Genomic DNA, 25,461 nt, shown 5'->3' with positions numbered 1-25,461 from the left:
TATGCTGAAAAGGGCTGCGGGAAAAATATACGGCTGGATAGAACCGCATATGGACAATGACAAGATGCTCACGAAGATAAAGAGGATATACATATGTACGGATGCCGCGGCGAGGGATAAATGTGCGGAGATGTACACAGACATTATTGCGAAGATCCTGCTGGCGCTTTTGGTGACATGTATTCTTGCGGTGATCCTTGTGGCAAAGGAAGCATTTGCGCCTCATCAGGTGGTGCTCACCAGAGATGGGTACGGAGGGGATGTGTCCACCGTCACTCTGGAGACTGACATAGATGGAGAAAAGACTGATTTTGATGTGGATGTCATGCCGCTGGAATATGATCCTGACGATATGGAAGCTGTGTTTGAGCAGGGATTTGGTGAGATTGAAGACCTGTATCTTGGGGAAAATGAATCCCCCGACGAAGTGATATATGATCTGGAGCTTGTGGATCATCTGGATGCGCTCGGACTCGATGTGCAGTGGATAAGCGAGGACAACGAGCTGGTGTCGTCCGATGGACGTATCGGCGATATAGCGGAGGGAGAAGACAGAATAGTGTCCATCACGGCTGTTATTACATACAGTGAGCTGAGCGCGGAGAGAACATATCAGATACGCGTGTGCGGAAGGGAAGAGACAGGCAGGGAAAAGGCTCTGAAGGATATAAGGGAAGGCATCAGGGAGATACAGGCGGGAAGTGGAGATTCGAGCGAGGTGGCGCTGCCGGAGCAGATAAACGGATATGCGGTCAGGCCCACCTCGGGAGGCGGAAGCGGTCTTATGATACTGTTTCTCGGTGGTTTCGCAGCCATTTGTATATGGGGTGGAAACAGGTCGAAGATCCGGGGAATGGAAAAAAAGAGATCCGACGAGCTCATGTCGGAGTACCCGGAGCTTGTGGATAAGCTGACGCTCTATCTTGGAGCAGGAGTCACGGTCAGAGGTGCATTTGCAAGGATAGTGAAGAGTGGCAGGGAAGATTGTGCCGGTACGGATCAGAGCGGGAGTGTCCTGACCAGGGAACTGATTTATACGCTAAATGAGATCCAGGCAGGAGTATCCGAGAGTGAGGCTTACTACAACATGGGGCACAGGATAAATCTGCCGGTGTATATAAAGCTCATGTCGCTTTTGTCACAGAATGTGAAGAAAGGCACGAGAGATATATTGATCATGATGGCGGGCGAGGAGCAGAACGCAATGCAGACCAGAAAGGAGATGGCGAAGAGAAAGGGGGAGGAAGCCGGGACAAAGCTGCTTCTTCCGATGGTGGTTCTGCTGGGAGTGGTCATGGTAATAGTCATGCTGCCCGCAATAATAAATTTTTAAGATAATAAGTTTTTAAGGAGGAAAAATGTATGAAGAGATGGGAAGATTTTATGGAAGATGAGTCAGGTATGGGAGTGGTCGAAATAATCCTTATAATGGTGGTCTTGATCGCGATGTGCGTCATATTCAAGCAGCAGATAACTTCTCTGGTGAACAACATATGGAACTCGATCAACAAGAGTGCAAAGAAGATATATTAAGGGGGAGCTGTATGAGAAATCAGGGACATGTAACGGTTTTTCTGAGTATAATCCTGATCTCCATGCTGCTTCTGGGGCTCTCCGTGCTTGAGATGGCGCGGATAAGAATGGGCAGTGCCAAGGCCGCAATGGCGGCCGAGGGCGCAGCCTGTGATGTGAAGGCGGCGTACGACAAGGAGTTGTTTGAGGAGTATCATCTGCTGGCGGTCGACAGCACATTTGGCGGACACGGTGAGGGAAAGCTTGAACAGATGGCGCAGGATTATCTGGAATATACTCTGGAAAATGGTCAGGGCGACAATATGAGCGTTGAAGATGTGGCGCTGGCAGAGTGCAGGGGACTTCTGGAGAATGACTGCGAGAATATGAAGCTGCAGATAACCGACCATATGAAGGTGTACATGGAGGAGAAGGGAATAGAAGACATTCTTGAGATGATAACATCCGGGGATAAGGCCATGGAGGATGCTTCTGGAGCTGTGGAAAATGGTAAGAATGAGTCGAATCAGGATGAGAGCAGTTGGAGCGGTACGGATCCTAGAAAAGCGCTGAAAAGCATCCTGACAGGTGGACTTCTGAATGTTGTCACGCCATCCGGGCGGGTGGTGTCAGATCAGGCATACGATCTGGATGGCTTTCCGTCAGACGGACAGGCGGAGGATACGAGACAGTGGGAGGACATAGAATTTGACGATCTGGATAAATTCCAGAGGCAGCTCATGTCGGATGGAGAGAGATCACAGACCGGAATAGTGGATGACATATATGGTGTCGGGTATGCACTGGCGAATTTCAATACATTTACCGACAGGAAACAGGACAGACCATTTGAGTGTGAGGTGGAATACATTATCGCCGGAAAGGATAATGACCATGACAATCTGCAGGGGGTCGTGAACAGGATAGTGCTTCACAGACTGCCGCTCAATCTGGCATATCTGCTCTCAGACAGCGCAAAGATGGCCGAGGTGTCATCCATAGCTGCGGTGCTGGCTCTTGTGCCGGGGGTCACCTATGGGGCGGCGAAATATCTGCTGCTCGGATGCTGGGCTTATGCTGAGACAATTGTTGATATAAGGCTGCTGCTTGACGGCAAAAGCGTTCAGTTTATGAAGACGGACGAATACTGGGTGACGGACATCAACAATCTTGACAAGCTGATGAATCTGGATTCCGTGGACTATGAAGGCGTGGATGCTGTGAGCTACAGGGATTATCTGGCGATACTTCTGATAGAGAATAAAGGAGGCATGTATTACAGGATGGCGGATCTTATACAGCTTAATTTCAGACAGACGGATGAGTCGTTTGAGATGAAGAATATGATGTATTCTCTGACATTTGATGTTGAGGTCAGTCAGGACAGGAAATTTGCATCGTTTATAGAAGATCACGAGGGCGTATCGAAGATAGATGACGGACTGTACAGGTACAGCTTCAGGCAGTGTGTGAGTTATTGAGATATGAAAATATCCTGAAGGGGGGTGTTATATGTTCTCTTGTTGTATGTTGAAAAGTAAATATATGAAAGATAAATCGCCTCTCCAAGCGCATATTACTATAGATTTTGTTCGGATCAGGTATGGCAGGAGAATATATAAGACAGCTCCTTTGGGATGTGACCGTGGTAGTGCCAGTGTGGAGGCATCGCTGGTGCTGCCAGTGTTTATATTTGCCATGCTGACTGTGTTTGCCATGGCCGGATGTATACGGACACGGACTGTGATATATGAGGGCTTACATGAGACGGCTGCGTATCTTGCGGAATACAGCTATGCGTATGAGCTAGCCGAAAAGGGCGCGGACATGGGGCCGTATGCTGAAGGTATGGCAGATGGTGTGTCGCTCGTGCTGGCGAACAGGAAGATCAGGGAGTACATAGATGACAAAGGCACGGTGAACACATATGTCGACGGCGGAATGTCCGGGGTTAAGGTGATAAATGCAGAGCTGTCGGATGACGGATTTGTGTGCCTCAAGGTCAGATATATGCTGAAGATCAATCTGCCATTTGCCGGAGGATCCACCGTGGGGTGCGTGGACAGGATAAGACAGAGGGCATACCTGGGATATGACAGGTCGCAGGATGATGATGATGATGATGAGTATGTGTATGTGGCTGAGAATGGTTCGGTGTACCACAACTCGCGGAGCTGTTACCATATCAGGATATCTGTGAGAAGCGTGAGTGGGGAGGTTCTGGATGACAGATATTCCGGGCTTTCGGCGTGCAGGATCTGTGGAAGATATAAAAGCAATGGTGTGATCTATGTCACTGAACAGGGAGACAAATATCACTATTCGCTGGGCTGCTCCGGCTTGAAGCGGACGATATACAGAAAGAAAAAGTCAGAGTGCGGGGGACTTCCTCAGTGCTCTGAGTGCGGGAAAAGATAGGAGAAGAGAAGAAAAGACAGGAGGAGTCAGATATATGGATGACAATGGATCTATAGTTCTGGAGATGTGCCTGATAACACTGATACTTGTGTGTGCCGTGTTTGTGGTGATGAACATGTTGTTTATAGCGTTTAACCATGCGGCGGCATCGGGGGAGGCATATCTGGTACTGTACAACCGAGAGGAATACAGGATCAATGAGAGTGGTGAGGGGGATACGGACAGTGCAGAGAAAGCGATGTCCACAAATGTATCCGAGACCGTGATATGTGCCGATGGTGTGAATGCGGAAATGTCCATGAATGGGAAGAATCTGGTTGCGGAGATAACTTACAGAGAGTCATTTCCGGGGATACAGATATTGATAGATGACGGCAGACGTGACAGAAAGACTGCGGCCAGACAGGAGATAAGGAATATAGGAAATGAACTTAGGAGGTGGCAGGAATATGGTAAGTTATTGCCAGGTAGAGGGAATTAACACTTTTTTTGTGGTGGAGGTCAGTGCAGCAGTCATAAATTCCTATGAGACGGACATGCTGTACAATAATTTTGTCGAGGGAATAATACAGCCGGAATTCAGGGCCATCAACGGAGATATGTTCATATACTGCAAAATAAATGGCATGAAGAGCCTGGACGATATATCTGACAGGGGGATAATGTCCATGGAGCAGGCTGTTGCTCTCATGAGATCGTTGTGCAGTGTGGTCATGGAGACGGGAGAATACATGCTTGAGCCGGACAATCTTCTGATAGAATCCGACAAGATATTTTACTCGGATGCAGAGAAGAGTTTCAGATACGTGTATGTGCCGGGACAGGGAACGGATGTCAGAACAGGAATAAAGAAGCTGGTGGAGAAGATCATAAAGAGGGTAGATCACAGAGACACTGAGCTTGTGGATTTTATGTATGAGATATATGACATGGTGGTGTCGGCAAATTATGACATGGAGCGGATGCAGAAATATGTGGATGAGGCCTCTGCCCGTGAGCAGGAAAAATGCTGCTCCGGCAATAGAAAAAGAAATGTGGAATCTTTGGATGCGGCCCGTGAGCAGGAGCTTTTGATGGATGAGGTGTTCGGAACGGATCAAAGCAGTGCGGCGGCGTTGACGATACCGACAACGGAGAAAAACAAATATGATAGGATATTTTTCATACTCATAGGATTTACTGTGGCGGCATTTACGGGAATAGCGGCTGTTCAATTTTATATACAGGGGCATGCGGCGGATGTGAGATTTATAATGCTGGCACTCATCGTGCTGTCCGTGGAGTTATTTGTCTATGTGGAGATGAAGAGGAAGCTGTCTGCTGCTGAGGATGAACGGCGGGGACAGGAGGGCGTGGAGTGCTCAGAGCTGCGATATGCGGAGGAAGATGAAAACAGAAGACCTAAAAAACAGAATATTGATGCATTGGAACATGTAAGTCTGGCTGACGAAATACCTGGCGATACCACGGTGCTTGGCTCGGAGGATGACTGTACAACCCTGCTTACACAGCATAATCTCGATGACAGAGCGTCCGTACAGGAGCAGAGACTGTCTGTGAGACTGATCGAAGACGGAGGCATTGTGGCTGCTGAATTTCCGGTGACGCCGGAGGGAGTTGTATTGGGGCGGGACAGACGACAGGCGGATCAGGTTATAGAGGATATCAGCGTCAGTAGAAGGCACATAAGGATATACGAGGATGCAGAGAAGATCTATGTCGAAGATCTTGATTCCACAAATGGAACTGTCATAAATGGGATCAGGCTTCCGGCGGGCAGGAGCTGGCAGCTTGCGGACAGAGATGTTCTGTGTATAGGCACCAGGCAATACCATATTCAAATATTGCTTATCTGATTGATATAAAATGTAAATTCAGATATAATAGTCTGTGTGAGTTTTATGATACAAAGGTAGGTATTGGTGATGTCGTATGTAGCTTTATATAGAAAATGGAGACCTGATACTTTTGACGAGGTAAAGGGGCAGGATCATATAGTTACCACTCTTAGAAACCAGATTAAGAATGATAGACTTGGTCATGCCTTTTTATTTTGCGGTACGAGAGGAACAGGTAAGACTTCGATCGCCAAGATATTTGCCAAGGCATGTAACTGTGAGCATCCGGTGGACGGAAGCCCATGTAATGAATGTGCAAGCTGCAGAGCCATATCGGATGGATCATCGCTTAATGTCATTGAGATAGATGCGGCCTCCAACAATGGTGTTGACAATATAAGGCAGATAAGGGAGGAGGTAGCATATCCTCCTACTGAGGGCAAGTATAAGGTATACATCATAGATGAGGTTCATATGTTGTCTCCGGGAGCGTTCAACGCTCTGTTAAAGACTCTCGAGGAGCCGCCATCATATGTAATATTCATACTGGCTACCACGGAGTCCCACAAGATACCTATAACCATATCGTCAAGGTGTCAGAAGTACGACTTCAGACGTATCCCGGTGGATGTCATCTCGGATCGACTGGAGGATCTTATGAACAGGGAGGGACTTGATGCGGATAAGAAGGCGATAGATTATATCGCAAAGTCCGGTGATGGTTCCATGAGAGATGCCTTGTCTATTCTGGATCAGTGCGTTGCATTCAATCTCGGACAGAAGCTTACATATGATAATGTGCTTGAGACCATAGGAGCTGTGGACATAGATACATTTGCAAGACTTCTGGAGTGCGTGCTGGAATCTGATGTTGAACATGCAATAGATGTGGTTGACGAAGTTGTGTGGCAGGGACGTGAGCTTGGCCGTTTCGTAAATGAATTTACATGGTTTCTCAGGAACATACTCGTTGTCAAGCTGTCCTCGGCGGAGGGCGACAGATTGGATATGACCAAGGAGAATCTGGAACGCATAAGAGAGATATCCGGTCATATGGAGGAGAGCACCATAGTAAGATATATAAACGTGTTCTCGGATACAGCCGCCAGCATCAAGTATTCCTCACAGAAGAGGATAGTGCTTGAGATGGCTGTCATAAAGCTGTGCAGACCACAGATGGAGGTTGATACCACAAGTCTGATCGAGAGGGTAAGGATGCTTGAGAAGAAGCTTGATGACCTTGAGGCAAATGGCATACAGGCTGCGCCGGTTCAAAGTGCTGCCCCCGTAAGCCCAGCTGACGATGTGATAGATCAGAAGGGCATGAAGGAATATCAGGACAAGCTGGCAAGGGAGCTTCCAAAGGCAGAGTTCGAAGATTTGCAGAGAGCTGCGGAGAACTGGAATGATATACTGGAGAAGCTGTCGGTTCCTGCGAGAAGATATCTCAAGAGAAATGATGCTGATCCGGCCATAAGGACGAAACTCATACTGTCCGATGATCACAGAAGACTTCTGCTCATGATCCCGCTGACGGATGACGATATGCCGAAGTTATACTTTGACAAGCCTGAGAATGTGGAGCATGTGAAGAGTGTGATCGAGGAATATCTTGGAAGAGAGATTGAATTTGAGATACTTTGTACAAGGAATTCCCACAGTGATAATGGAAGGCTTGAGACGGAGAATATACTGAACCTAAACAAGATCAACTTTCCAATAGATAAGAAATGATGATATCATATTATAAATTATTTAATCAGAATAAGGAGGACTATTGTAATGGCTAAGAGAGGCGGTTTCCCAGGAGGTATGATGCCTGGTAATATGAACAATCTTATGAAGCAGGCACAGAAGATGCAGAAGCAGATGGAGGAGACAACTAAGACACTTGAGGATAAGGTGTATGAGTCATCTGTAGGTGGCGGAGTTGTCACTGCAAAGGTGTCAGGTAAGAAGGAACTCATGGAGATCAAGCTTGATCCTGAGGTTGTTGATCCTGATGATATAGAGACACTTGAGGATCTTATCATATCGGCTGTGAACGAGGCACTGAGAGCACAGGAGGATGACTACAATAGCAGTATGGGCAAGATCTCAGGTGGAATGGGACTTGGAGGATTGCCGTTCTAATGGAAGTTTATGGAGGAGAAGTAAACAGACTTATAGAAGAGCTGGGAAGACTCCCGGGAATAGGCTCCAAGACGGCTCAGAGACTGGCGTTTCACATAATCAGTATGCCTGAGGAGAGGGCGCTGGCGTTATCCGATGCCATTGTGAATGCAAAGAAGAACATAAAATACTGCAGTTGTTGCTACACGATAACTGACAGGGAGGTATGTCCTATATGCAGCTCACCAAACAGGAATCACAAGGTGATAATGGTGGTGGAGACCCCGAGGGATCTGGCGGCATATGAGAGAACAGGACAGTTTGATGGTGTTTACCATGTGCTCCACGGAGTTATAAATCCTGCCCTGGGTATCGGCCCGGCGGATATCAGGATATCCGAGCTCATGAGAAGGCTTCAGAATGAAGATGTGGATGAGCTCATAATCGCTACAGGTTCAGGCCCGGAGGGTGAGGCGACTGCGATGTATATATCAAAGCTTGTGAAGCCGGCCGGTATCAAGGTCAGCCGTATAGCAAGCGGTGTGCCTGTAGGCGGAGATCTGGAATGTATAGATGAGGTTACGCTTCTGAGGGCTCTTGAGGGAAGAGTATACTTATAATGTATACAGACAGTCTGTGTACATAGGAAAAATAAAAGGAAGAGGTGCAGAGTATGTTAAGAGTAGGTTTTTTGACTAGTGGTGGTGACTGTCAGGCATTAAATGCAACTATGCGCGGAATCGCAAAGGGTTTGTATGAATTGTTTGACGAGGTTGAGATCTATGGATTCCTTGAGGGTTACAAGGGACTCATAAGAGGCAACTATATCAAGATGAAGCCGGCTGATTTCTCAGGTATTATCAACAAGGGTGGAACGATCCTCGGCAGTTCAAGACAGCCATTCAAGCTCATGGGAGAGCCAACTGAGGATGGTCTGGACAAGGTAAAGTCCATGAAGGATACCTATAAGAAGCTGAAGTTGGATTGCCTGTGCGTTTTAGGTGGAAATGGTTCACAGAAGACCGCAAATCTCCTCAGTGAGGAGGGACTCAATGTCATCGGTCTGCCAAAGACCATAGACAATGATCTGTGGGGAACTGACATGACATTTGGTTTCCAGAGTGCTGTTGATATAGCGACCCAGACAATAGACTGTATCCACACAACCGCTGCATCGCATAACAGAATCTTTATCGTTGAGATTATGGGCCACAAGGTTGGCTGGATAACTCTCCACGCCGGAATCGCCGGTGGCGCAGATGTGATCCTGCTCCCGGAGATCCCATACGATATCGATAAGGTATATAAGGCTATAGACAAGAGAACAAAGGACAACAAGGGCTTCACGATAGTTGCAGTTGCCGAAGGTGCTATTCCGAAGGAGATCGCAGAGCTTCCAAAGAAGAAGAGAAAAGAAGCGATAGCCAACAATCCATATCCATCAGTTGCGTATGAGCTGGCTGATAAGCTCAAAGCGTACACAACACAGGATATAAGAATAGCAATACCTGGACATACCCAGAGAGGTGGAAGTCCGGATGCATATGACAGAGTCATATCATCAAGATTTGGAGCAAAGGCAGCAGAGCTCATAAAGGCAAAGGATTTTGGAAAGCTTGTTGTATTCCTTGACAACAAGGTTACAGCTATCCCACTCTCAGAGAGTGCAGGAAAGCTCAAATACGTATCTCCTGATGACGACATCATCAGCGAGGCAAGAACACTTGGAATCTCATTCGGAGACAGATAAAGTAAGCTCTGAAAAAAGTAACAGAGATATTCACACATTCTCCCCATCTGCATATCTATGTAATAGACACACAACAATGCAGATAGGGAGATTTGTATGAGTGAAGAATTTAAGTATATTCCTTACAGCCCGGACGATGAAAACCTCAGGGGGCTTATAAGGGATGGAAATGTCTATAATATCAAGACACCTGTGATACCCGGTATGGGTGAGACTGGTGGATACAGTATGAGTTCTACAGGAATCATGCTTCCTGACTGTGATGATGGGACAGATGAAATGATGAGGGATATTGAGTACATGAAGGAGATGTACCCGGAAGAACTCCGAAAGGTCAGTATGGCCGTGGAGGAGGAGTGTGACAAGCTCGAGTATGAGGGCAGTCCGATGCTTGTTCAATATCCTGACAGAGAAGAGATGCGCCGTGTTGCGCGAAGGGTGTACGATGATCTGAGCGAAAGTGGACAGATATCGGAGGATTGTTATGCAGGAATGGCTTCGGCAGGTGAAGCTTCGTACGAGGAACCGCCATATGTCCCAGAGGGACCCGGATGCGCCAATTGTGTTATGAGAAATATAATCGAACTGCTTGTGTGCAATGAATTCTGTATGAGACGCGACAGGCATAGAAGACGTAGAAGAAGGTTTTATTAAGTGAAGAAGAAAATAAATGTACTTGTAAGAATACTTGTGATGGCAGCAATATTTGTGATCACAATATATTTGGTCAATATATTTCAGAATAGAAGTTACAAGAATCTGGCTGCGGAGATGAAGGATGCAGAGCTGCCATTAGCTTATGTGAGCTATGGCGATTCGCTTCTCAATTGTATGCATGGTTATACAGGGGAGGTCGACCTCACACTTCTCAGGGACTCCGTGACGCCGATAGATGAGAATAAGAATCTTGAGATAATGGTGGAGAATGATGCATTTAAGGATGCGTCGTATTCGTATGAGATCAGGTCGATATCCGGAGATTCCCTTATAGAGAAGGGTGATCTGGAGGCGGCCTCGGGAACTGATGGCTACGATGTGCTTGATATAAGTGCGAGAATGGATCTCAAGCAGGATATGGAGTATATGCTGGTTGTCAAACTTAAGAGCGGTGATGGCAGGAGTGCTTCATACTATACCAGAGTGGTCGTAAATGACAATTATCATGAGTCCCAACTGCTGAATGCCGCAAAGGATTTCCACGATGCGACATTTGCATTTGACAAGCTGGAGTCGGAATCGGTCATAGGAACCTACAAGCAGGAATACACGGGCGGCGGAACGGGAGATTCCTACGGACTGGGACATGTGAACCTTGCAAATGCATACTCGGATCTCCTCTGGGATGGACTTAAGCCTACGGTTATAAGCGATGTAAACACATATATAAAGGAGATAGATGTCAACTATGCGGTGATCGAGATGGAATATAAAGCCATGTCCATCACATCGCAGGATGTCATGAGCTATTACACAGTTAAGGAGTTCTATAAGATCAGCTACAAGGATGTGCCTGTTGCCAGCCAGACTGATGAGGCGGACGGAGCCGGCACTGATGGAATATATTTTGACGAAACAGCTTCGTATGATGAGGCCTATTCGGATGAACAGGATGCAGATACTGTTACGGAGACTGAGCCGAAGATCACCATGCTCAGCTATGACAGATATGTGGACGAGTATTTTGACAAAGACGGCATAGATGCCATAAACAATGTGTATGAGATAGGTATCGTGTCATCGGATGATCTGGAATACCGCTATACAGAGGATAACAAGAAGATCGCATTTGTGAGAAATGGACAGCTCTGGATGTATGACTACGGCGATGGACAGATAACTCTGGTGTACGGATCAGGAATGGATGACCATGCAAATGACTCAAACACTTACGCCGACCATGACATGAACATCATAAGCTTTGACAAAGATGGAAATATGACATTTGCGGTGTATGGATATATGAACAGCGGAGATCATGAGGGAAAGCTCGGAGTTGCGCTGTATACATTTGATTATACGACTCTGGAGGTGGACGAGCTTCTGTTCGTCGAGTGCAATGTGCCTTATGAGGCTATGAAGAGCGAGACCTCCAGACTGACATATTACGACGGAGATAAGTTTTATTACATGCTCGGCGGAAAGGTGAACGCCGTGGACATGAAGACGAGACAGCAGTCTTATATTGCGGAGGGACTGTCAGCCAGCGATGTCAAGGTGTCGGTGAACATGGAAGTTATGGCGTATGGAGAGAGCGAGGACCAGAGCAGCAATACAAAGCTGACTCTGATGAATATGCATACCGGAAAGAGTTATGAGATAACCGCCGGAGCAGGGGAATGTCTGATATGTTATGGCTTTAAGGACTCAGATATGGTATACGGAGTGTCGAGCATATCTGATGCGCAGGTTGATGTGGATGCCGAGTCATTTGTTGGTACGAGGTACAGCGAGGAGTCCAGAGATAACATACCTGCATCCAGATTGTATATAGTAAACAGTGATGGCGAGCAGATAAAGGAATACGCAAAGAGCGGGTATTATCTGATGCAGGTTGATGTGGATACGAATCTGCTGTATCTGACAAGAGGAGAGAAATCCGACAGTGGCTTCAAGTCTGTGGACGATGATTTCATAACCTTCAAGGAGGACGATACAAAGGAGACGATAGGAACTACCCATCTGTCATCCATAACCGGATATGACAGGCTGTATTTTACGGTTCCGTCAAATATGTATCTGAGCTATATACCGGCGCTGAACATAACAAAGGAAAAGATAGATCCTGATGCTGCAAGTATGATAATGACAGTAGTGCGTGATAAGGTGACCTATCATGTGTACGACAATCTTGGACTTTCAAAGATATATGACGTGGCGGGTGATGCGATAAATTATGCAGTGTCTGTATCAGGTATAGTGGTGTCAAGCGAAGGCGAGGTAATATACAGGCAGGCTGAGAGCCAGGAATACAACACCATTGCCTCTGGAATATTCCATCGCAGTACGGGAAGTGTGGATGCGTCACTCGGCGACTGCCTGTACATGGTTCTGACGTATCAGGGAGTACAGGTGACAGAGGATGATATAGCACAGTATACAGATCCTGTCGAGGCTCTTAACTCTCTTGGAAAGAGACAGGGCATAGATGTTACAGGTCTTTCGCTGGATATGCTCCTCGGTTATGTGAGTTCGGGAATACCGGTAATATCGAGGATAAGCGATGGCAGATATGTTCTCATAGTGAGCTATAATGAGGCAGACATAAGATATTATGATCCTGTCGAGGACAAGGAGATAGTTGTGTCAAGAGATGAGTATACGGATATGATGCTCCAGTGGCACAATGAATCCTACACTTATGTTGAGGAATAAAGATAAAAAGAAAACGGAGCGTGTTACCGCTCCGTTTTCTTTATAATAGTTGTAGTATAAGTTACTTAGCATGGATCCGAATGTTACGGATCATGTAGATTACTCCTCTGAGATTGTTCCTACTGGACAAGAACCAGCACAAGCACCACATGAGATACACTGTGAACCATCGATAACAAATACGCCGCCATTATCGCTGATAGCACCTACTGGACAAGAGCCAGCACATGAACCACAACCGATACATGAATCGCCAATAACGAATGCCATAATTGTTTCCTCCTTATAAAGTAAAAATAATCACACGCTTATTGTAAAACAAAACTCATTAATTAGCAAGTGATAATAATATTTATCAACAACGGGTTTTATCAATAAGTAACAATAAAAGGGATAGACATTTAAAATTGGGTATAATATAATGTGAATGCTGAGTAAGAGTGCAATCTAAGGAGGATATAAATAATGGTAAAGATAAGTAAAGACATGCTTATAAATGACATTCTTGCAGTTGATGCAGGAAATGCAGCAATACTGATGGCAGCAGGTATGCATTGCATAGGATGCCTTGCAGCAGCAGGAGAGAGTCTTGAGGAGGCAGCAGCCGTTCACGGACTTGATGCAGAGGAGCTTGAGCAGGAGATCAATGATTATCTTGCAAAAAAGGAGGCTGAGTAGTATACTTGCCAAAGTAACCAGGTGTACTATAAAGGATGGAGAGATATATGAAGACAGACGGAACAAATCCTCCCGGGCAGGGAATATTTGGACTGATAGATATTAATTGTCATATTTTACCGGGAACAGAGGATGGACCGGATAATTTCCGGGAAGCGGCAGAGATGCTCAGAATAGCGTATGATGAGGGAATAAGGACGATAGTTGCCACCCCGCCATACAACAAGAAGAATCCGATAATGGATGGAGACAAACTGGACAGACTTGTGGAACAGCTCAACGTTGAAGCTGGAAAGATAGATCCAGATTACAGAGTCTATCTTGGAAGAGAGATAGAGTATAACGATGAGAACCACCAGAAGATCATATCTGGTCAGCTGGATTCCATGGCAGACAGCAAGTATGTTATGATCAGATTCCCTTATGATGTGGATTTTGAGACGATATCTGAAGCTATAAGAGACATCAATATGGACGGATATATACCGATAGTTGCCAATGTAGAACAGTATGAATGTCTTGAGGAAGACGAGGACAAGGTCGAGGAGCTCATTCAGTTTGGTGCATATGTACAGATAAGTGCATCGGCTGTGGTTGGAGATCTTGGACATGACATCAAGAATTTTTCGAGAAAGCTTCTCAAGGGAGAGCTTGTTCACTTTGTGGCAAGTGATGCATTGGATTCAGAGGATAAAGCACCATACCTCAGGGAGTGTGCTGAGTACATAGAGCGAAAGTATGGAGAGGATTACATGACGGAGCTCTTCTACACCAATCCAAAAGCAGTTATCGAGAATGATGATATTGACATATAAAACAAAAAGACGTATCGCTTGTGCGGTACGTCTTTTTTGCTGCGCCGGAATCTCTGGCTATTACTTATAATGCTGACAGTGTCTGAAGTGCTTCCTCCGGCATAATAGCGGTGAAGTGCTCCTTGAAATGTGCCGGCATTGCATATGTGAGCTTCTGTGCTGTTCCGTATTCTGCAAGGATATTGCAGACTCTCACAAATTCCTGGCTCGTGTTATTGCTGTTCGTGAGAACCAGATAATATCTTCCGTTGGAAGGATTCTTGTACAAGCAGTTCTCGCTGAAATAGAAAGAAGCAACCTGTTTTGCTGCACTTATGATGGTTGCAAGTGAGTCAAAGATGTACAGTGAGCACATGCTCTCCCTTGCTGAACCTGATTCCTTTGTGCTGCCTGTTGTACTGGCGGCAGTGCCTGTGGTGCTGTCATCAGATGATGTATTGCTGCCATTTGCCGCAGCGGCAAAATCTCCTGCGGTTCCGGCAAGTCCGGATATGGTGTTGAAAATGCCCTCAAGTGCCTCTCTTACGCCCTGTGGAACGGAACCGGATCCACTGATCTCAAGTCTTGCGATGGTTCCGTTGTTATCCCTGGACTCATCGTTGTCGTCAAGATCGTCATCTATGTCATCATCATCCATGTATTCGTCATCGTCATCAATATCATATTCGCTGGTCTTTGAGAATCTGGAAAAGCGGGTATCCAGTTCTTCCGGATCTTCAACCTTTGTCACAATGAGTATGAGACAATCTGGTGATACCGGTATGGCTTCGATCATAAGTGGAGTGTCGTCAGCCTCAAAGCCTAATTCTACAGATGCCTGTTGCATCATATCCTTGAAGAGCTCTTTTGCCTTCGGTGTGCCATAGGCAAGCTCGGAGATCTTGAGCTGCTTTTCGGTGAGATCGGCTTTGTTGAGTGTGCATCTTATCTGATTTTCACTTAGACGTTCAATCTTCATAGAATCGACCCCCTTCAATAATTTAATGGTATTAAAATGTGTATTATAGTTTACCACATTTGTCAAGCAAGTAAATAGGATATATGGAGAAAATATTGGAATTTTCCGTGAAAAAATATCCCTAATTCTACGTTATGTATACTTTTATGAAAATTTCATAAAATATGCTCAAATGGGGTTGGAAAATGGCTTTTTATGCGTTATTGTGGAGTTGTGAGCGGGACGTGCTCAGGATATTTAGATGAGCTCATTTCTTTATTTTTCTACAAATTCTGTCTGATTCTTATCGTCTCAGATACAATTCCCAGAGATAGTGATATGACAGTGCTCACACATTTCCATAACTGACACATGGCACATAAAAGGAGAATAATACATCACAACACATCTGTCTTTACATTGCATGGCAGGGATGGAAAAATAAACTATTTGGGGGTGATGCCTATAGGGGGGTTAAAAGGCAGCAGTAGCATATAGAACATAATTATATGCACAGAATTACACTTAACATCTATTTGGGGGCTCTGCCGCTGTCACAGCAGAGCCCCTGGTTTTATTTGGCGTGCTGTTCATGCCATGTACAGACTGCATTGCAGATGGCGTTTGCTAGGGCGGTCTGGTATTCATCATTGCACAGATCGGAACATTCCTTTGTGTTGCTCAAAAAGCCGCACTCAACGATGACGGCGGTGCATGGACTTTCCCGTAAAACAAGGTATTCGGAATTGCCCTTTGCCGTCCGTGTGTTGGATGGATCGGCTTCGGAGATGAGATGCTCCTGGATGCACTCCGCCAAGGCTTTACCACCGGAGGAAGTGGAGTAATAAAATACCTGCGCTCCGTGGACATACTCAGCTGAATAGCTGTTCTGGTGGATGCTGATGTAGAGATCAGCGTTTACATTTGTGGCGAGGTTGGTGCGGGCTTTCAGATCTGAAGTCTTCTTGCTGGATGCATTTTCACTGTTCAGGGACTTGTCGGAGTCTCTGGTCAGATACACGGAAAATCCCTGATCCGTAAGTGCCGATGCCAGCTTTGAGGCGATGGCCAGATTTATATCCTTTTCCATGATCCCATCCGGGCTGACCTTACCCGGGTCAAATCCGCCGTGTCCCGGATCGATGAGGATCGTAAATGATTTTGCCGCATCTGTGGTGTCCAAACCTTCGGTGGATGTGCGCTCATTTCCTGTATTGGTGGAAGTATCCTGCCCGGCTGTATGGTCTGCGGGACGGACTATAAATATGTAGCAGAGGATAGGAGGAAGTATTACTGCAAATATTATGGCAAATACAAGTATGTATAATTTGGTGGAAGTACGCATCGGTGATCCCCGGGAAGTGTAATTACTATTTTATATGACGGCGGCGGACGTTATATGATATATGTTACCCAAATATAGCCTAAACATTTGACACACATGCGGTGCTGGGCTAAAATATGGGCGTATATGCAATAATATAGAAGCGATAACAATTTATTATAGAAGAAGGTAAAGTGATGAACACTATAATTGCAAAAGCAGGAGTGGATGACGATCGCATGTATGAGCAGGCGGCGGAGATACTTAAGAGAGGTGGTCTTGTAGCATTCCCGACAGAGACAGTGTATGGCCTTGGAGGAGACGCGCTGAACCCGGATGCGTCACATCGGATATATGCGGCAAAGGGCCGGCCATCGGACAATCCGCTCATAGTCCATATAGCAGAGACATCAAGCGTGTATGAACTGGCGGAGACAGTGAGTGACGACACGAAGAAGCTCATGGAAGCATTCTGGCCGGGACCACTCACCATCATACTCAACAAGAAAGAGGTCGTTCCGCACACGACCACTGGCGGACTTGATACGGTTGCCATCAGGATGCCATCGCATCCGGTTGCCATGAGGCTCATAAAGGATTCGGGAGTGTATATCGCAGCTCCAAGTGCCAATCTGTCCGGACGACCATCCCCGACCACTGCGCAGCATGTGCAGCAGGATATGGACGGCAGGATAGATATGATCATCGACGGCGGGGCAGTCGGAATTGGTATAGAGTCGACGATAGTGGACATGACCGGAGACAGACCGACTATATTGCGGCCTGGATATATCACTCCGGAGATGATAAGGGATATCGTTGGCGATGTGACTATAGATCCGGCGATAACAGGTATGAACAATGCTCTGAGACCTAAGGCTCCGGGGATGAAGTATACACACTATGCTCCAAAGGGAGAACTCAGCATAGTAGAGGGCGATAGACTGGCTGCGGCTGAGAAGATAAGAAGTCTTGTTGCGGAGAAAAAGGCACAGGGATACAAGACTGCGATACTGTGTGACACTGACAATGTCAGTCTTTATGATGACGGAGTATGCGAGAACGTATACGATGCCGGAAGCAAGAAGAACGAGATAACTGTGTCTGCCGGACTGTACAGTCTGCTCAGAACCTGTGATGACATAGGTGCACAGTATATATACAGCGAGTCATTTGAGGAGGGGGACATGGGCTACGCCATCATGAACCGTCTCATTAAGGCTGCAGGACACAGGATAATAAGCTGTTAGTTAATTTCGAAAAAAATATTATATAAAAAGGAGAATCAGAACATGATAGCACTTGGATGTGACCACGGCGGATATGAGCTTATGCAGGAGGTTATAAAGCATCTTGAGGAGAGAGGCCTTGAGTACAAGAACTTTGGCTGTTACAGCACAGAGTCAGTTGACTACCCGGTATATGGACAGGCAGCAGCAAAGGCAGTAGCCTCAGGTGAGTGTGATAAGGGAATCATCATCTGCGGAACAGGAATAGGAATATCGATCTCAGCGAATAAGATAAAGGGAATCAGAGCTGCACTCTGCCACGACTGCTTCTCGGCACAGGCGACAAGAGAGCACAACGATGCAAATATGCTGGCTATGGGTGCCAGAGTCATAGGACCTGGACTTGCACTTAAGATAGTCGACATATTCCTCGACACACCATTCTCAAATGATGAGCGTCACGTAAGAAGAATCGGAATGATTGAGTAGTATAATAAGTTATGCCGTAAGGGGGACCCCGTTCATACTCAAAAAAGAATCCCATGACAGTATGGTCAAGACTGTCATGGGATCTTTTTTATGCGGTTTTCGTCAAACTGCATCATTTGTTCGACATATAACCGCGTTAAAAGGAAGAAAAATGATTAATGGATAAACATAAGTATTATCAACATAGTCACATTGTACATTAACAATAAAAAAATATCAAGGGGGTTGTACAAACTTTACAAAATGTTTATTTACAATATAGCCAACTCATTATAAAATAATATTACTTGAGTTTTGACATAATAATCTAAAGTGATGCTTTGATAAAGTGTTTATGGAATTGAGTCTGCTCATAAATTTTTATAAGGGAGGAATGTTATGCTGCAGGAGACTATGAAGAAGATAACCGATGCAGAGTCTGAAGCTGACGAGATCATTCGCAAGGCCAAGGAAGAAGCCGACTATACAGTAGCTGCTGCAAAGAAGGAGGCTGCGGATATGATCGCGGCCGCAGGATCAGCTTCGAGAGAAAGCATGAAGAGTGCCGAGGGAGCCGGCAGATCTGAGGAGGAGAAGCTCACGGTGAAGGCGATGGATATTGCCACCGCTGAGATCGCACATCTCAGGGAACGTGCAGCGTCCATGGAAGGCGAGGTTACTTCCATGATCATCGCAGAGCTGGTGGGATGAAAAGTCCTGCAGGCATTTTAAGAAAGGGGGTAAATGTATGGCGGTACTTCCTATGAAGAAGATTGAGATCTGTGCCATGAAGAGGGACAGAAAAGCAATTCTTGAGAAGCTCCAGTCGCTGGGAATGGTTGAGATACAGACTGATAACGAAGAGACTGATGACTTCAGGAAGATGAGTACCACAAGCCAGAGAGCAAAGTACGAGAAAAGAGTACAGAATACAGATGAAGCCTTACAGATAATTGATAAATATGCTCCGGAGGAGAAATCCATATTTGCCAGCCTGGAAGGACGGCAGGAGGCGTCAGAGGCTGACATTCAGGAGATCATAGCTGGAAGATGGGATTATAACCGTGAGGTTAAAAAGATCCAGGAGATCAGCAAGGACATAGCCGGCTGTGAGGCGGGAATAGTCAAATGTCAGGTGGCTATAGACGGATTGGCGCCGTGGCTGAATATGGACATACCGATCAATACCACAGGGACCGAGAAGACGGATGTGATGATCGGAACTATGCCACCGGGGCTCACGGAGACGGATATTCAGGGGTATATAAGCTCTGCGGAACCGGAGATAGCGGGATACACAGTCACTGTTGTAGGATCTGATAAGGACCAGACTTGTATGGTGGCAATAGCCATTAAAACTGTATCACAGAGGGTGGAGGAGATATTGAGATCCCATGGATTTACAAGAATTTCGTATTTCTCCAAAAGAACACCTGAACAGAAGATGGATAAGTACAGGGCGGATATAAGGGAGTTCGAACAGTGGATAGAGGACAAGAAGAATGAACTAGTATCCATGGCTGATGACAGAGACAAGCTGAGACTTCTGGCTGACTATTACCGCATAAGGGCGGATAAATATAAGGTCCTTGGAAATATTCTCCAATCAAAGAGCACATTTGTCATATCGGGATATGTGCTGGAGAGAGACGTAGACAGGGTAGTGGCTGTACTCAATGAGAAATTTAGCCTTATGGCTGATGTATATGATGTTCCTGAGGATGAAGCGGCACCTATACAGCTTCAGAATCCGAAGATGTTCGCATCGGCGGAGGGCGTACTGGAGTCATTTGGACTTCCGGGAAAAGGTGAGATGGATCCAACCACACCGATGGCGATATTCTATATATTCCTGTTCGGACTCATGTTGTCCGATGCGGCGTATGGACTCATCATATTCCTGGCATGTTTTATTTTGATCAGGAAATTCCCGAGGATGGAGAACGGACTTCAAAAGTCCCTGCGTCTGTTCATGTACTGTGGTATATCCACACTGATATGGGGAATATTATTTGGTGGTTTTTTCGGAGACCTGATAACGGTGGTATCGAGGACGTTTTTCCACCACGAGGTGACGTTCAAGCCGGTATGGTTTGCACCGCTGGATGACCCGATGAAGCTTTTGTTATTCTCTTTGCTGTTCGGACTTATACATTTGTTCGGCGGACTGGCACTCAAGGGATATATGTGCCTGAAGAAGGGAGATGCGAAATCATTCATATGCGACGTGCTGTCGTGGTTCATGCTCATCACAGGACTTGTGCTGATGCTCATGCCGACGGAGCTGTTCGCATCCATAGCACAGATGCAGTTCAATTTCCCTGGCTGGCTTAAGAATACAAGCTACGGACTGGCGATTGTGGGAGCTGCGATCATCGTGCTCATGTCGGGAAGAGACCACAAGAATCCGGTGCTCAGACTTGCACTTGGACTGTATGACATATACAACCTGACAGGCTGGCTGTCAGATCTGCTGTCGTACTCAAGGCTTCTTGCTCTGGGACTTGCGACGGGAGTTATAGCACAGGTAATAAACCAGATGGGAAGCATGGCTGGCGATGGAATATTCGGAGCCATAGTGTTCGTCATCGTATTTATAGTAGGACATCTGTTCAACCTTGCGATCAACATGCTGGGAGCATACGTGCACACATGCCGTCTCCAGTATGTAGAGTTCTTCGGCAAATTCTACGAGGGCGGCGGCAATCCATTCAGGCCGTTCAGGGAGAATACGAAGTACGTTGATATAGTAAGTGGTACAGAAACACAGAAATAAGAAACCAATTTTAGGAGGAGAAAATATTATGACAATGGGAACGGTTTTGGCATTAGTGGGAGCTGCGCTGGCAGTAATTCTTGCAGGCATGGGATCTGCATATGGAGTAGGAGTTGCTGGTCAGGCGGCAGCAGGTGTAGTAAGTGAGGATCCAAGCAAATTCGCAAAGGTTCTTATCATCCAGCTTCTTCCGGGTACACAGGGTATCTACGGACTTCTTGTTGGATTCATAGCATTGTCCAACATAGGAATCCTTTCAGGAACACCGAAGGAGCTCACAGTAGCACAGGGACTTATGATGCTTGCAGCATGTCTTCCAATAGCGGTAGTTGGTCTTGTATCAGCAATGCATCAGGGCAAGACAGCAGTTGCAGCAGTTGGAATAGTTGTAAAGAAGCCTGATCAGTTTGGTAAGGCGATGCTTTTCCCAGCCATGGTTGAGACATATGCGATCCTTGCACTTCTGGTATCAATTCTTGCGGTAAATGGAATCAAATTATAACTTTTTGTAAGGAGGATGTACTTTATGACGGGATTGGAAACAATCGTAGAACAGATCCTTCAGGAAGCGCAGAAGGAAGCTGAAGAGATCAAAGCTCAGGCTGCCAGAAACGCGGATTCCATCATTGCAAATGCCAAAAAGACTGTGGATAAGATGAATGAGGAGACCAGAGAGAAGGTTGCCCAGGCAGAAAAGTCCGGATCATTCAGGGCAAAGTCCTCATCAGAACTTAAGAAGAGACAGGCGATACTTGCGGCAAAGCAGTCCATAATTGGGAATATGCTGGATAAGGCATATGACGCAATGGTGGCGCTCCCGGATGAGGAGTATTTCCAGGTGATCGTCAAATGTCTGGAGAAGTCGGTACAGCCGAAAAGCGGAGAGATATGTTTCTCCGGGAAAGACAGAAAACGACTTACACCACAGACTGAGAAGCAGATAGAGCAGATAGCTGCAGCTCATGGAGGAAGCCTTACGGTGTCCAATGGGAACTGTGATATAGATGGAGGATTTATCCTGATCTACGGAGGAATCGAGGAAAACTGTTCATTCAGGGCAATGCTGGACGCGAACAGAGAACATTTGGCAGACAAGGTAAATGAATTATTATTTGTTGATAACAGATAGCTGGAGGTAGGCAGATGGCAGACAAATATATATATGCAGTTGCCAGGATCAGGGCGCTTGAGATGACGCTTATGAGTCAGGCAGCTATAGAACAGCTCGTGGCCACGGATTCCTACAAAAAGGCGGTTCAGTTCATCATAGAGAAGGGCTGGGGCGATAGTGATAAAGCCAGTATGGATGAAAATGACATACTTAGGGCGGAGGCCGACAAGACGTGGGCTGCTGTGGCTGAGATGGTGGATGATATGTCCGTGTTCGATGTCATAAGACTTCCAGATCTGTATCACAACCTCAAGGCGGCGATCAAGACTGTGGTTGCCGGGGAGACTCCTGCCCATGTGTTCTTCGACAATGCCGAGATAGACGGTCAGAAGATGCTGTCCATCGTAAGTGACAAGGCGTGGGACAGACTTCCAGAACACATGAGAGACTGCGCGAGGGAGGCTTGGGACTGTATGGCACAGGCTGGAGATGGACAGATGTGCGATGCTGTGATAGATCGAGGAACACTGCTGGCGATCATGCAGGCTGCAAAGAAGGCAGATGACAGCCTGCTCAGGGATTATGCAGAGACGACGGTGGCTGTTGCAGATATCAAGATAGCGGTGAGATCCATGAAGACAGGCAAAAACAAGGATTTCATGAAGAGAGCCATGGCGGAGTGCAACACTCTGGATATTGACAGGCTGGCGACGGCTGCGGTGGCCGGCATGGAGGAGATAGAGAGATACCTTGCGGACACAGCATACGCCGGTGGGGCAGAGGCACTTTCTGAGTCGGCATCGGCATTTGAGAGATGGTGTGACAACCGTATCATAGAAACGATAAAGCCTCAGAAGTACAACCCATTTACGGTGGGACCGATAGTGGCGTACATTCTGGCAAGGCTCAACGAGATAAAGACAGTGAGGATCATATTGACATGCAAGCTGAACCAGCTTCCGGAGGAGGCTATCAGGGAAAGGGTAAGGGAGATGTATGTATAAGATAGCTGTTATGGGCGATTATGACAGTATATACGGATTTGCAACTCTGGGCCTGGATACATTCCCTGTAGATAATCTGGATTATGGGGCTACGTTGCTGAAAAGGCTGGCGGAGGACAATTATGCAGTCATATATATGACCGAGGCACTGGCTTCGGATCTCAATAAAGAGATAGACAGATACAGAGAGGTTATGAAGCCTGCGATCATTCTCATACCTGGGATATCTGGCAATACAGGGGCCGGAATAGCGGGAGTAAAGAAATCCGTTGAGCAGGCTGTAGGCTCGGATATTTTATTTAATGAAGAATAGTGGAGCATACAAATAGAAGGGAGCGTGAGCTGTTAAGTGGCTACAGGAAAGATTAAGAAGGTCGCCGGACCACTGGTCATCGCTGAGGGCATGCGTGATGCAAATATGTACGATGTGGTGCGTGTAAGTGAGAGCAGACTTATCGGCGAGATCATAGAGATGCACGGAGATCAGGCATCAGTTCAGGTATATGAGGAGACATCAGGACTTGCACCGGGAGCACCGGTCGAGTCAACGGGAATGCCTCTGTCAGTTGAACTGGGACCGGGACTTATAAGCAGTATATACGATGGAATCCAGAGACCGCTGGATGATATCATGAAGATATGTGGCAATAACCTGAAGCGAGGAGTTGAAGTCCCATCGCTGAAGAGAGATATCAAGTGGACATTTGTGCCGACTGCCAAGGTGGGTGATAAGGTGTCGGCAGGCGATGTGATAGGAACAGTTGAGGAGACTGTGGTCGTCACACAGAAGATCATGGTGCCTTATGGTGTGACAGGAACCATCAAAGAGATAAAGGCAGGAGAATTCACAGTTGAGGAGACTGTGTGTGTGGTTGAGACAGACAAGGGTGACAGGGAGCTGACACTCATGCAGAAGTGGCCGGTTCGTAAGGGCCGTCCATATCAGGAGAAGATACCACCGATCATGCCACTTATCACAGGACAGAGAGTTGTAGATACATTCTTCCCTATAGCAAAGGGAGGAGTGGCTGCGGTTCCCGGACCTTTCGGAAGCGGCAAGACAGTTATCCAGCATCAGCTTGCAAAGTGGGCTGAGGCGGATATCGTTGTCTACATCGGATGCGGAGAGCGCGGAAATGAGATGACAGATGTTCTGAACGAGTTCCCAGAGCTGAAGGATCCGAAGACTGGACATTCACTCATGCAGAGAACAGTCCTCATAGCCAACACATCGGATATGCCGGTTGCGGCCAGAGAGGCATCTATATATACGGGTATAACTATAGCTGAGTATTTCCGTGATATGGGTTACTCGGTGGCACTCATGGCGGATTCCACATCGCGTTGGGCTGAGGCACTCAGAGAGATGTCAGGACGTCTGCAGGAGATGCCAGGTGAGGAGGGTTACCCTGCTTACCTCGGTTCAAGACTTGCGCAGTTCTACGAGAGAGCCGGAATGGTCAAGACTCTCGGCAGCGAGGGCAGAACTGGTGCACTGTCGGTTATCGGTGCGGTTTCTCCTCCGGGTGGTGATATTTCCGAGCCGGTTTCACAGGCAACACTTCGAATCGTCAAGGTATTCTGGGGACTGGATTCATCGCTTGCGTACAAGAGACATTTCCCTGCCATCAACTGGCTGACCTCATACTCTCTGTATGTGGACAATATGGGCAAATGGTTCGAGGAAAATGTAAATGAAAAGTTCATGGTCGACAGACAGAAGATGATGACCCTGCTTCAGGAGGAGGCAGAGCTCGATGAGATCGTTAAGATGGTAGGTATGGATGCCCTTTCAGCGGGAGACCGACTGAAGATGGAGGCGGCGAGATCCATCAGAGAGGATTTTCTTCACCAGAACTCATTCCATGATGTGGACACATACACACCGCTTCACAAGCAGTTTCTGATGATGGAGCTCATCATGGCATTTTATGAGGAGTCAGCGCAGGCACTGGCCGGTGGAGCAAGCATAAGAAATATTCTGAACATGCCGATCAGAGAAAAGATCGGACGATTCAAATATGTGCTTCCTGAGAATGTGGATGAAGAGTACGAGAAGATATCCAGGGAGCTTGACAAAGAGCTTCAGGAAGCTATAGAGAAGGAGGACTAAGACT

The 25,461-nt window shown here is 46.6% G+C and carries 26 protein-coding genes; 23 read left to right on the top strand and 3 right to left on the bottom strand.

Annotated features, from left to right (window positions below):
- The first annotated feature begins 1 nt into the window (after nucleotide 1).
- The 12 genes from DWX57_RS05740 (at nucleotide 2) to DWX57_RS05685 (ending at nucleotide 13,002) form a co-directional block, all read left to right on the top strand.
- Entirely contained in the window at nucleotides 2-1,333 is a 1,332-nt protein-coding gene (locus DWX57_RS05740; protein ID WP_120123216.1) for an immunoglobulin-like domain-containing protein, read from the top strand.
- 29 nt (nucleotides 1,334-1,362) lie between these two features.
- A complete protein-coding gene (locus DWX57_RS05735; RefSeq protein ID WP_015534291.1) occupies nucleotides 1,363-1,533 on the top strand; it encodes a Flp1 family type IVb pilin in 171 nt (56 codons plus the stop codon).
- Between the two features lie 11 nt (nucleotides 1,534-1,544).
- Nucleotides 1,545-2,993, top strand: a complete 1,449-nt coding sequence (locus DWX57_RS05730; protein WP_118757978.1) for a DUF5702 domain-containing protein — start codon at nucleotides 1,545-1,547, stop codon at nucleotides 2,991-2,993.
- Between the two features lie 64 nt (nucleotides 2,994-3,057).
- Nucleotides 3,058-3,930, top strand: coding sequence for a TadE/TadG family type IV pilus assembly protein (locus tag DWX57_RS05725; protein WP_133300876.1), 873 nt, complete (start codon nucleotides 3,058-3,060; stop codon nucleotides 3,928-3,930).
- Nucleotides 3,931-3,964: 34 nt separating this feature from the next.
- A complete protein-coding gene (locus tag DWX57_RS05720) occupies nucleotides 3,965-4,411 on the top strand; it encodes a hypothetical protein (protein ID WP_120123215.1) in 447 nt (148 codons plus the stop codon).
- Nucleotides 4,380-5,786 (top strand): DUF6382 domain-containing protein, encoded by a 1,407-nt coding sequence (locus DWX57_RS05715; RefSeq protein ID WP_165852770.1) that lies wholly within the window; start codon nucleotides 4,380-4,382, stop codon nucleotides 5,784-5,786. Before DWX57_RS05720 ends, DWX57_RS05715 begins: the two co-directional genes overlap by 32 nt.
- 69 nt (nucleotides 5,787-5,855) lie before the next feature.
- Nucleotides 5,856-7,502, top strand: a complete 1,647-nt coding sequence (gene dnaX, locus DWX57_RS05710; RefSeq protein WP_120123213.1) for a DNA polymerase III subunit gamma/tau — start codon at nucleotides 5,856-5,858, stop codon at nucleotides 7,500-7,502.
- A 48-nt stretch (nucleotides 7,503-7,550) separates the two neighbouring features.
- Nucleotides 7,551-7,901, top strand: a complete 351-nt coding sequence (locus DWX57_RS05705) for a YbaB/EbfC family nucleoid-associated protein (protein ID WP_015534286.1) — start codon at nucleotides 7,551-7,553, stop codon at nucleotides 7,899-7,901.
- The gene (gene recR, locus DWX57_RS05700) at nucleotides 7,901-8,500 is read left to right on the top strand and encodes a recombination mediator RecR (RefSeq protein WP_022217523.1); all 600 of its coding nucleotides are present in this window, start codon (nucleotides 7,901-7,903) and stop codon (nucleotides 8,498-8,500) included. The genes DWX57_RS05705 and recR overlap by 1 nt, the downstream gene beginning before the upstream one ends.
- A gap of 53 nt (nucleotides 8,501-8,553) precedes the next feature.
- Complete coding sequence (locus DWX57_RS05695) at nucleotides 8,554-9,630, top strand: 6-phosphofructokinase (RefSeq protein ID WP_015534284.1); 1,077 nt, start codon at nucleotides 8,554-8,556, stop codon at nucleotides 9,628-9,630.
- Between the two features lie 96 nt (nucleotides 9,631-9,726).
- On the top strand, nucleotides 9,727-10,284 hold the full coding sequence (locus tag DWX57_RS05690; protein WP_015534283.1) for a hypothetical protein: 558 nt from the start codon (nucleotides 9,727-9,729) through the stop codon (nucleotides 10,282-10,284).
- A complete protein-coding gene (locus DWX57_RS05685) occupies nucleotides 10,285-13,002 on the top strand; it encodes a hypothetical protein (RefSeq protein WP_120123212.1) in 2,718 nt (905 codons plus the stop codon).
- Nucleotides 13,003-13,101: 99 nt separating this feature from the next.
- On the opposite strand, the gene DWX57_RS05680 is transcribed toward DWX57_RS05685, so the two are convergent.
- Complete coding sequence (locus DWX57_RS05680; RefSeq protein ID WP_004852414.1) at nucleotides 13,102-13,272, bottom strand: DUF362 domain-containing protein; 171 nt, start codon at nucleotides 13,270-13,272, stop codon at nucleotides 13,102-13,104.
- Between the two features lie 195 nt (nucleotides 13,273-13,467).
- Between DWX57_RS05680 and DWX57_RS05675 the strand changes: the two genes are divergently transcribed.
- Both DWX57_RS05675 and DWX57_RS05670 read left to right on the top strand, forming a co-directional pair.
- Nucleotides 13,468-13,680: a DUF1858 domain-containing protein gene (locus DWX57_RS05675; protein ID WP_015534281.1), complete on the top strand. Its 213-nt coding sequence runs from the start codon at nucleotides 13,468-13,470 to the stop codon at nucleotides 13,678-13,680.
- Nucleotides 13,681-13,715: 35 nt separating this feature from the next.
- Nucleotides 13,716-14,495, top strand: a complete 780-nt coding sequence (locus DWX57_RS05670; protein ID WP_015534280.1) for a CpsB/CapC family capsule biosynthesis tyrosine phosphatase — start codon at nucleotides 13,716-13,718, stop codon at nucleotides 14,493-14,495.
- A gap of 64 nt (nucleotides 14,496-14,559) precedes the next feature.
- On the opposite strand, the gene DWX57_RS05665 is transcribed toward DWX57_RS05670, so the two are convergent.
- Nucleotides 14,560-15,453 carry an adaptor protein MecA gene (locus DWX57_RS05665; protein ID WP_015534279.1) on the bottom strand — a complete coding sequence of 298 codons (894 nt, stop codon included), beginning with the start codon at nucleotides 15,451-15,453 and terminating at the stop codon, nucleotides 14,560-14,562.
- Between the two features lie 553 nt (nucleotides 15,454-16,006).
- The gene (locus DWX57_RS05660) at nucleotides 16,007-16,777 is read right to left on the bottom strand and encodes an N-acetylmuramoyl-L-alanine amidase (RefSeq protein WP_117549731.1); all 771 of its coding nucleotides are present in this window, start codon (nucleotides 16,775-16,777) and stop codon (nucleotides 16,007-16,009) included.
- 176 nt (nucleotides 16,778-16,953) lie between these two features.
- Between DWX57_RS05660 and DWX57_RS05655 the strand changes: the two genes are divergently transcribed.
- The 9 genes from DWX57_RS05655 (at nucleotide 16,954) to DWX57_RS05615 (ending at nucleotide 25,457) form a co-directional block, all read left to right on the top strand.
- Entirely contained in the window at nucleotides 16,954-18,006 is a 1,053-nt protein-coding gene (locus tag DWX57_RS05655; RefSeq protein ID WP_015534277.1) for an L-threonylcarbamoyladenylate synthase, read from the top strand.
- A 42-nt stretch (nucleotides 18,007-18,048) separates the two neighbouring features.
- A complete protein-coding gene (rpiB, locus tag DWX57_RS05650) occupies nucleotides 18,049-18,474 on the top strand; it encodes a ribose 5-phosphate isomerase B (protein ID WP_015534276.1) in 426 nt (141 codons plus the stop codon).
- A 378-nt stretch (nucleotides 18,475-18,852) separates the two neighbouring features.
- Nucleotides 18,853-19,164, top strand: a complete 312-nt coding sequence (locus tag DWX57_RS05645; RefSeq protein WP_015534275.1) for a vacuolar (H+)-ATPase G subunit — start codon at nucleotides 18,853-18,855, stop codon at nucleotides 19,162-19,164.
- Nucleotides 19,165-19,201: 37 nt separating this feature from the next.
- Nucleotides 19,202-21,229, top strand: coding sequence for a V-type ATP synthase subunit I (locus tag DWX57_RS05640; RefSeq protein ID WP_120123211.1), 2,028 nt, complete (start codon nucleotides 19,202-19,204; stop codon nucleotides 21,227-21,229).
- Between the two features lie 28 nt (nucleotides 21,230-21,257).
- Nucleotides 21,258-21,731 carry a V-type ATP synthase subunit K gene (locus tag DWX57_RS05635; protein ID WP_004850778.1) on the top strand — a complete coding sequence of 158 codons (474 nt, stop codon included), beginning with the start codon at nucleotides 21,258-21,260 and terminating at the stop codon, nucleotides 21,729-21,731.
- A 24-nt stretch (nucleotides 21,732-21,755) separates the two neighbouring features.
- Complete coding sequence (locus DWX57_RS05630) at nucleotides 21,756-22,358, top strand: V-type ATP synthase subunit E (protein ID WP_118649458.1); 603 nt, start codon at nucleotides 21,756-21,758, stop codon at nucleotides 22,356-22,358.
- Between the two features lie 14 nt (nucleotides 22,359-22,372).
- Nucleotides 22,373-23,344 (top strand): V0D/AC39 family V-type ATPase subunit, encoded by a 972-nt coding sequence (locus tag DWX57_RS05625; protein WP_120123210.1) that lies wholly within the window; start codon nucleotides 22,373-22,375, stop codon nucleotides 23,342-23,344.
- Nucleotides 23,337-23,657 carry a V-type ATP synthase subunit F gene (locus DWX57_RS05620; protein ID WP_119999270.1) on the top strand — a complete coding sequence of 107 codons (321 nt, stop codon included), beginning with the start codon at nucleotides 23,337-23,339 and terminating at the stop codon, nucleotides 23,655-23,657. The genes DWX57_RS05625 and DWX57_RS05620 overlap by 8 nt, the downstream gene beginning before the upstream one ends.
- A gap of 36 nt (nucleotides 23,658-23,693) precedes the next feature.
- Nucleotides 23,694-25,457 carry a V-type ATP synthase subunit A gene (locus tag DWX57_RS05615; RefSeq protein ID WP_120123209.1) on the top strand — a complete coding sequence of 588 codons (1,764 nt, stop codon included), beginning with the start codon at nucleotides 23,694-23,696 and terminating at the stop codon, nucleotides 25,455-25,457.
- The last annotated feature ends 4 nt before the right edge of the window (nucleotides 25,458-25,461 follow it).

This window comes from Coprococcus sp. AF19-8AC (assembly GCF_003603115.1).
Classification (GTDB): Bacteria; Bacillota; Clostridia; order Lachnospirales; family Lachnospiraceae; genus Coprococcus; species Coprococcus aceti.
Note: the sequence above shows the minus strand (reverse complement) of the source record. Positions and strands in the feature narration are given on the sequence as shown.

Bases quoted from the DNA above. Each gene is read 5' to 3' on its own strand.
- DWX57_RS05740 (WP_120123216.1), top strand. From the start codon at position 2: ATGCTGAAAAGGGCTGCGGGAAAAATATACGGCTGGATAGAACCGCAT.
- DWX57_RS05735 (WP_015534291.1), top strand. From the start codon at position 1,363: ATGAAGAGATGGGAAGATTTTATGGAAGATGAGTCAGGTATGGGAGTG.
- DWX57_RS05730 (WP_118757978.1), top strand. From the start codon at position 1,545: ATGAGAAATCAGGGACATGTAACGGTTTTTCTGAGTATAATCCTGATC.
- DWX57_RS05725 (WP_133300876.1), top strand. From the start codon at position 3,058: ATGAAAGATAAATCGCCTCTCCAAGCGCATATTACTATAGATTTTGTT.
- DWX57_RS05720 (WP_120123215.1), top strand. From the start codon at position 3,965: ATGGATGACAATGGATCTATAGTTCTGGAGATGTGCCTGATAACACTG.
- DWX57_RS05715 (WP_165852770.1), top strand. From the start codon at position 4,380: ATGGTAAGTTATTGCCAGGTAGAGGGAATTAACACTTTTTTTGTGGTG.
- dnaX (WP_120123213.1), top strand. From the start codon at position 5,856: ATGTCGTATGTAGCTTTATATAGAAAATGGAGACCTGATACTTTTGAC.
- DWX57_RS05705 (WP_015534286.1), top strand. From the start codon at position 7,551: ATGGCTAAGAGAGGCGGTTTCCCAGGAGGTATGATGCCTGGTAATATG.
- recR (WP_022217523.1), top strand. From the start codon at position 7,901: ATGGAAGTTTATGGAGGAGAAGTAAACAGACTTATAGAAGAGCTGGGA.
- DWX57_RS05695 (WP_015534284.1), top strand. From the start codon at position 8,554: ATGTTAAGAGTAGGTTTTTTGACTAGTGGTGGTGACTGTCAGGCATTA.
- DWX57_RS05690 (WP_015534283.1), top strand. From the start codon at position 9,727: ATGAGTGAAGAATTTAAGTATATTCCTTACAGCCCGGACGATGAAAAC.
- DWX57_RS05680 (WP_004852414.1), bottom strand. From the start codon at position 13,272: ATGGCATTCGTTATTGGCGATTCATGTATCGGTTGTGGTTCATGTGCT.
- DWX57_RS05675 (WP_015534281.1), top strand. From the start codon at position 13,468: ATGGTAAAGATAAGTAAAGACATGCTTATAAATGACATTCTTGCAGTT.
- DWX57_RS05670 (WP_015534280.1), top strand. From the start codon at position 13,716: ATGGAGAGATATATGAAGACAGACGGAACAAATCCTCCCGGGCAGGGA.
- DWX57_RS05665 (WP_015534279.1), bottom strand. From the start codon at position 15,453: ATGAAGATTGAACGTCTAAGTGAAAATCAGATAAGATGCACACTCAAC.
- DWX57_RS05660 (WP_117549731.1), bottom strand. From the start codon at position 16,777: ATGCGTACTTCCACCAAATTATACATACTTGTATTTGCCATAATATTT.
- DWX57_RS05655 (WP_015534277.1), top strand. From the start codon at position 16,954: ATGAACACTATAATTGCAAAAGCAGGAGTGGATGACGATCGCATGTAT.
- rpiB (WP_015534276.1), top strand. From the start codon at position 18,049: ATGATAGCACTTGGATGTGACCACGGCGGATATGAGCTTATGCAGGAG.
- DWX57_RS05645 (WP_015534275.1), top strand. From the start codon at position 18,853: ATGCTGCAGGAGACTATGAAGAAGATAACCGATGCAGAGTCTGAAGCT.
- DWX57_RS05640 (WP_120123211.1), top strand. From the start codon at position 19,202: ATGGCGGTACTTCCTATGAAGAAGATTGAGATCTGTGCCATGAAGAGG.
- DWX57_RS05635 (WP_004850778.1), top strand. From the start codon at position 21,258: ATGACAATGGGAACGGTTTTGGCATTAGTGGGAGCTGCGCTGGCAGTA.
- DWX57_RS05630 (WP_118649458.1), top strand. From the start codon at position 21,756: ATGACGGGATTGGAAACAATCGTAGAACAGATCCTTCAGGAAGCGCAG.
- DWX57_RS05625 (WP_120123210.1), top strand. From the start codon at position 22,373: ATGGCAGACAAATATATATATGCAGTTGCCAGGATCAGGGCGCTTGAG.
- DWX57_RS05620 (WP_119999270.1), top strand. From the start codon at position 23,337: ATGTATAAGATAGCTGTTATGGGCGATTATGACAGTATATACGGATTT.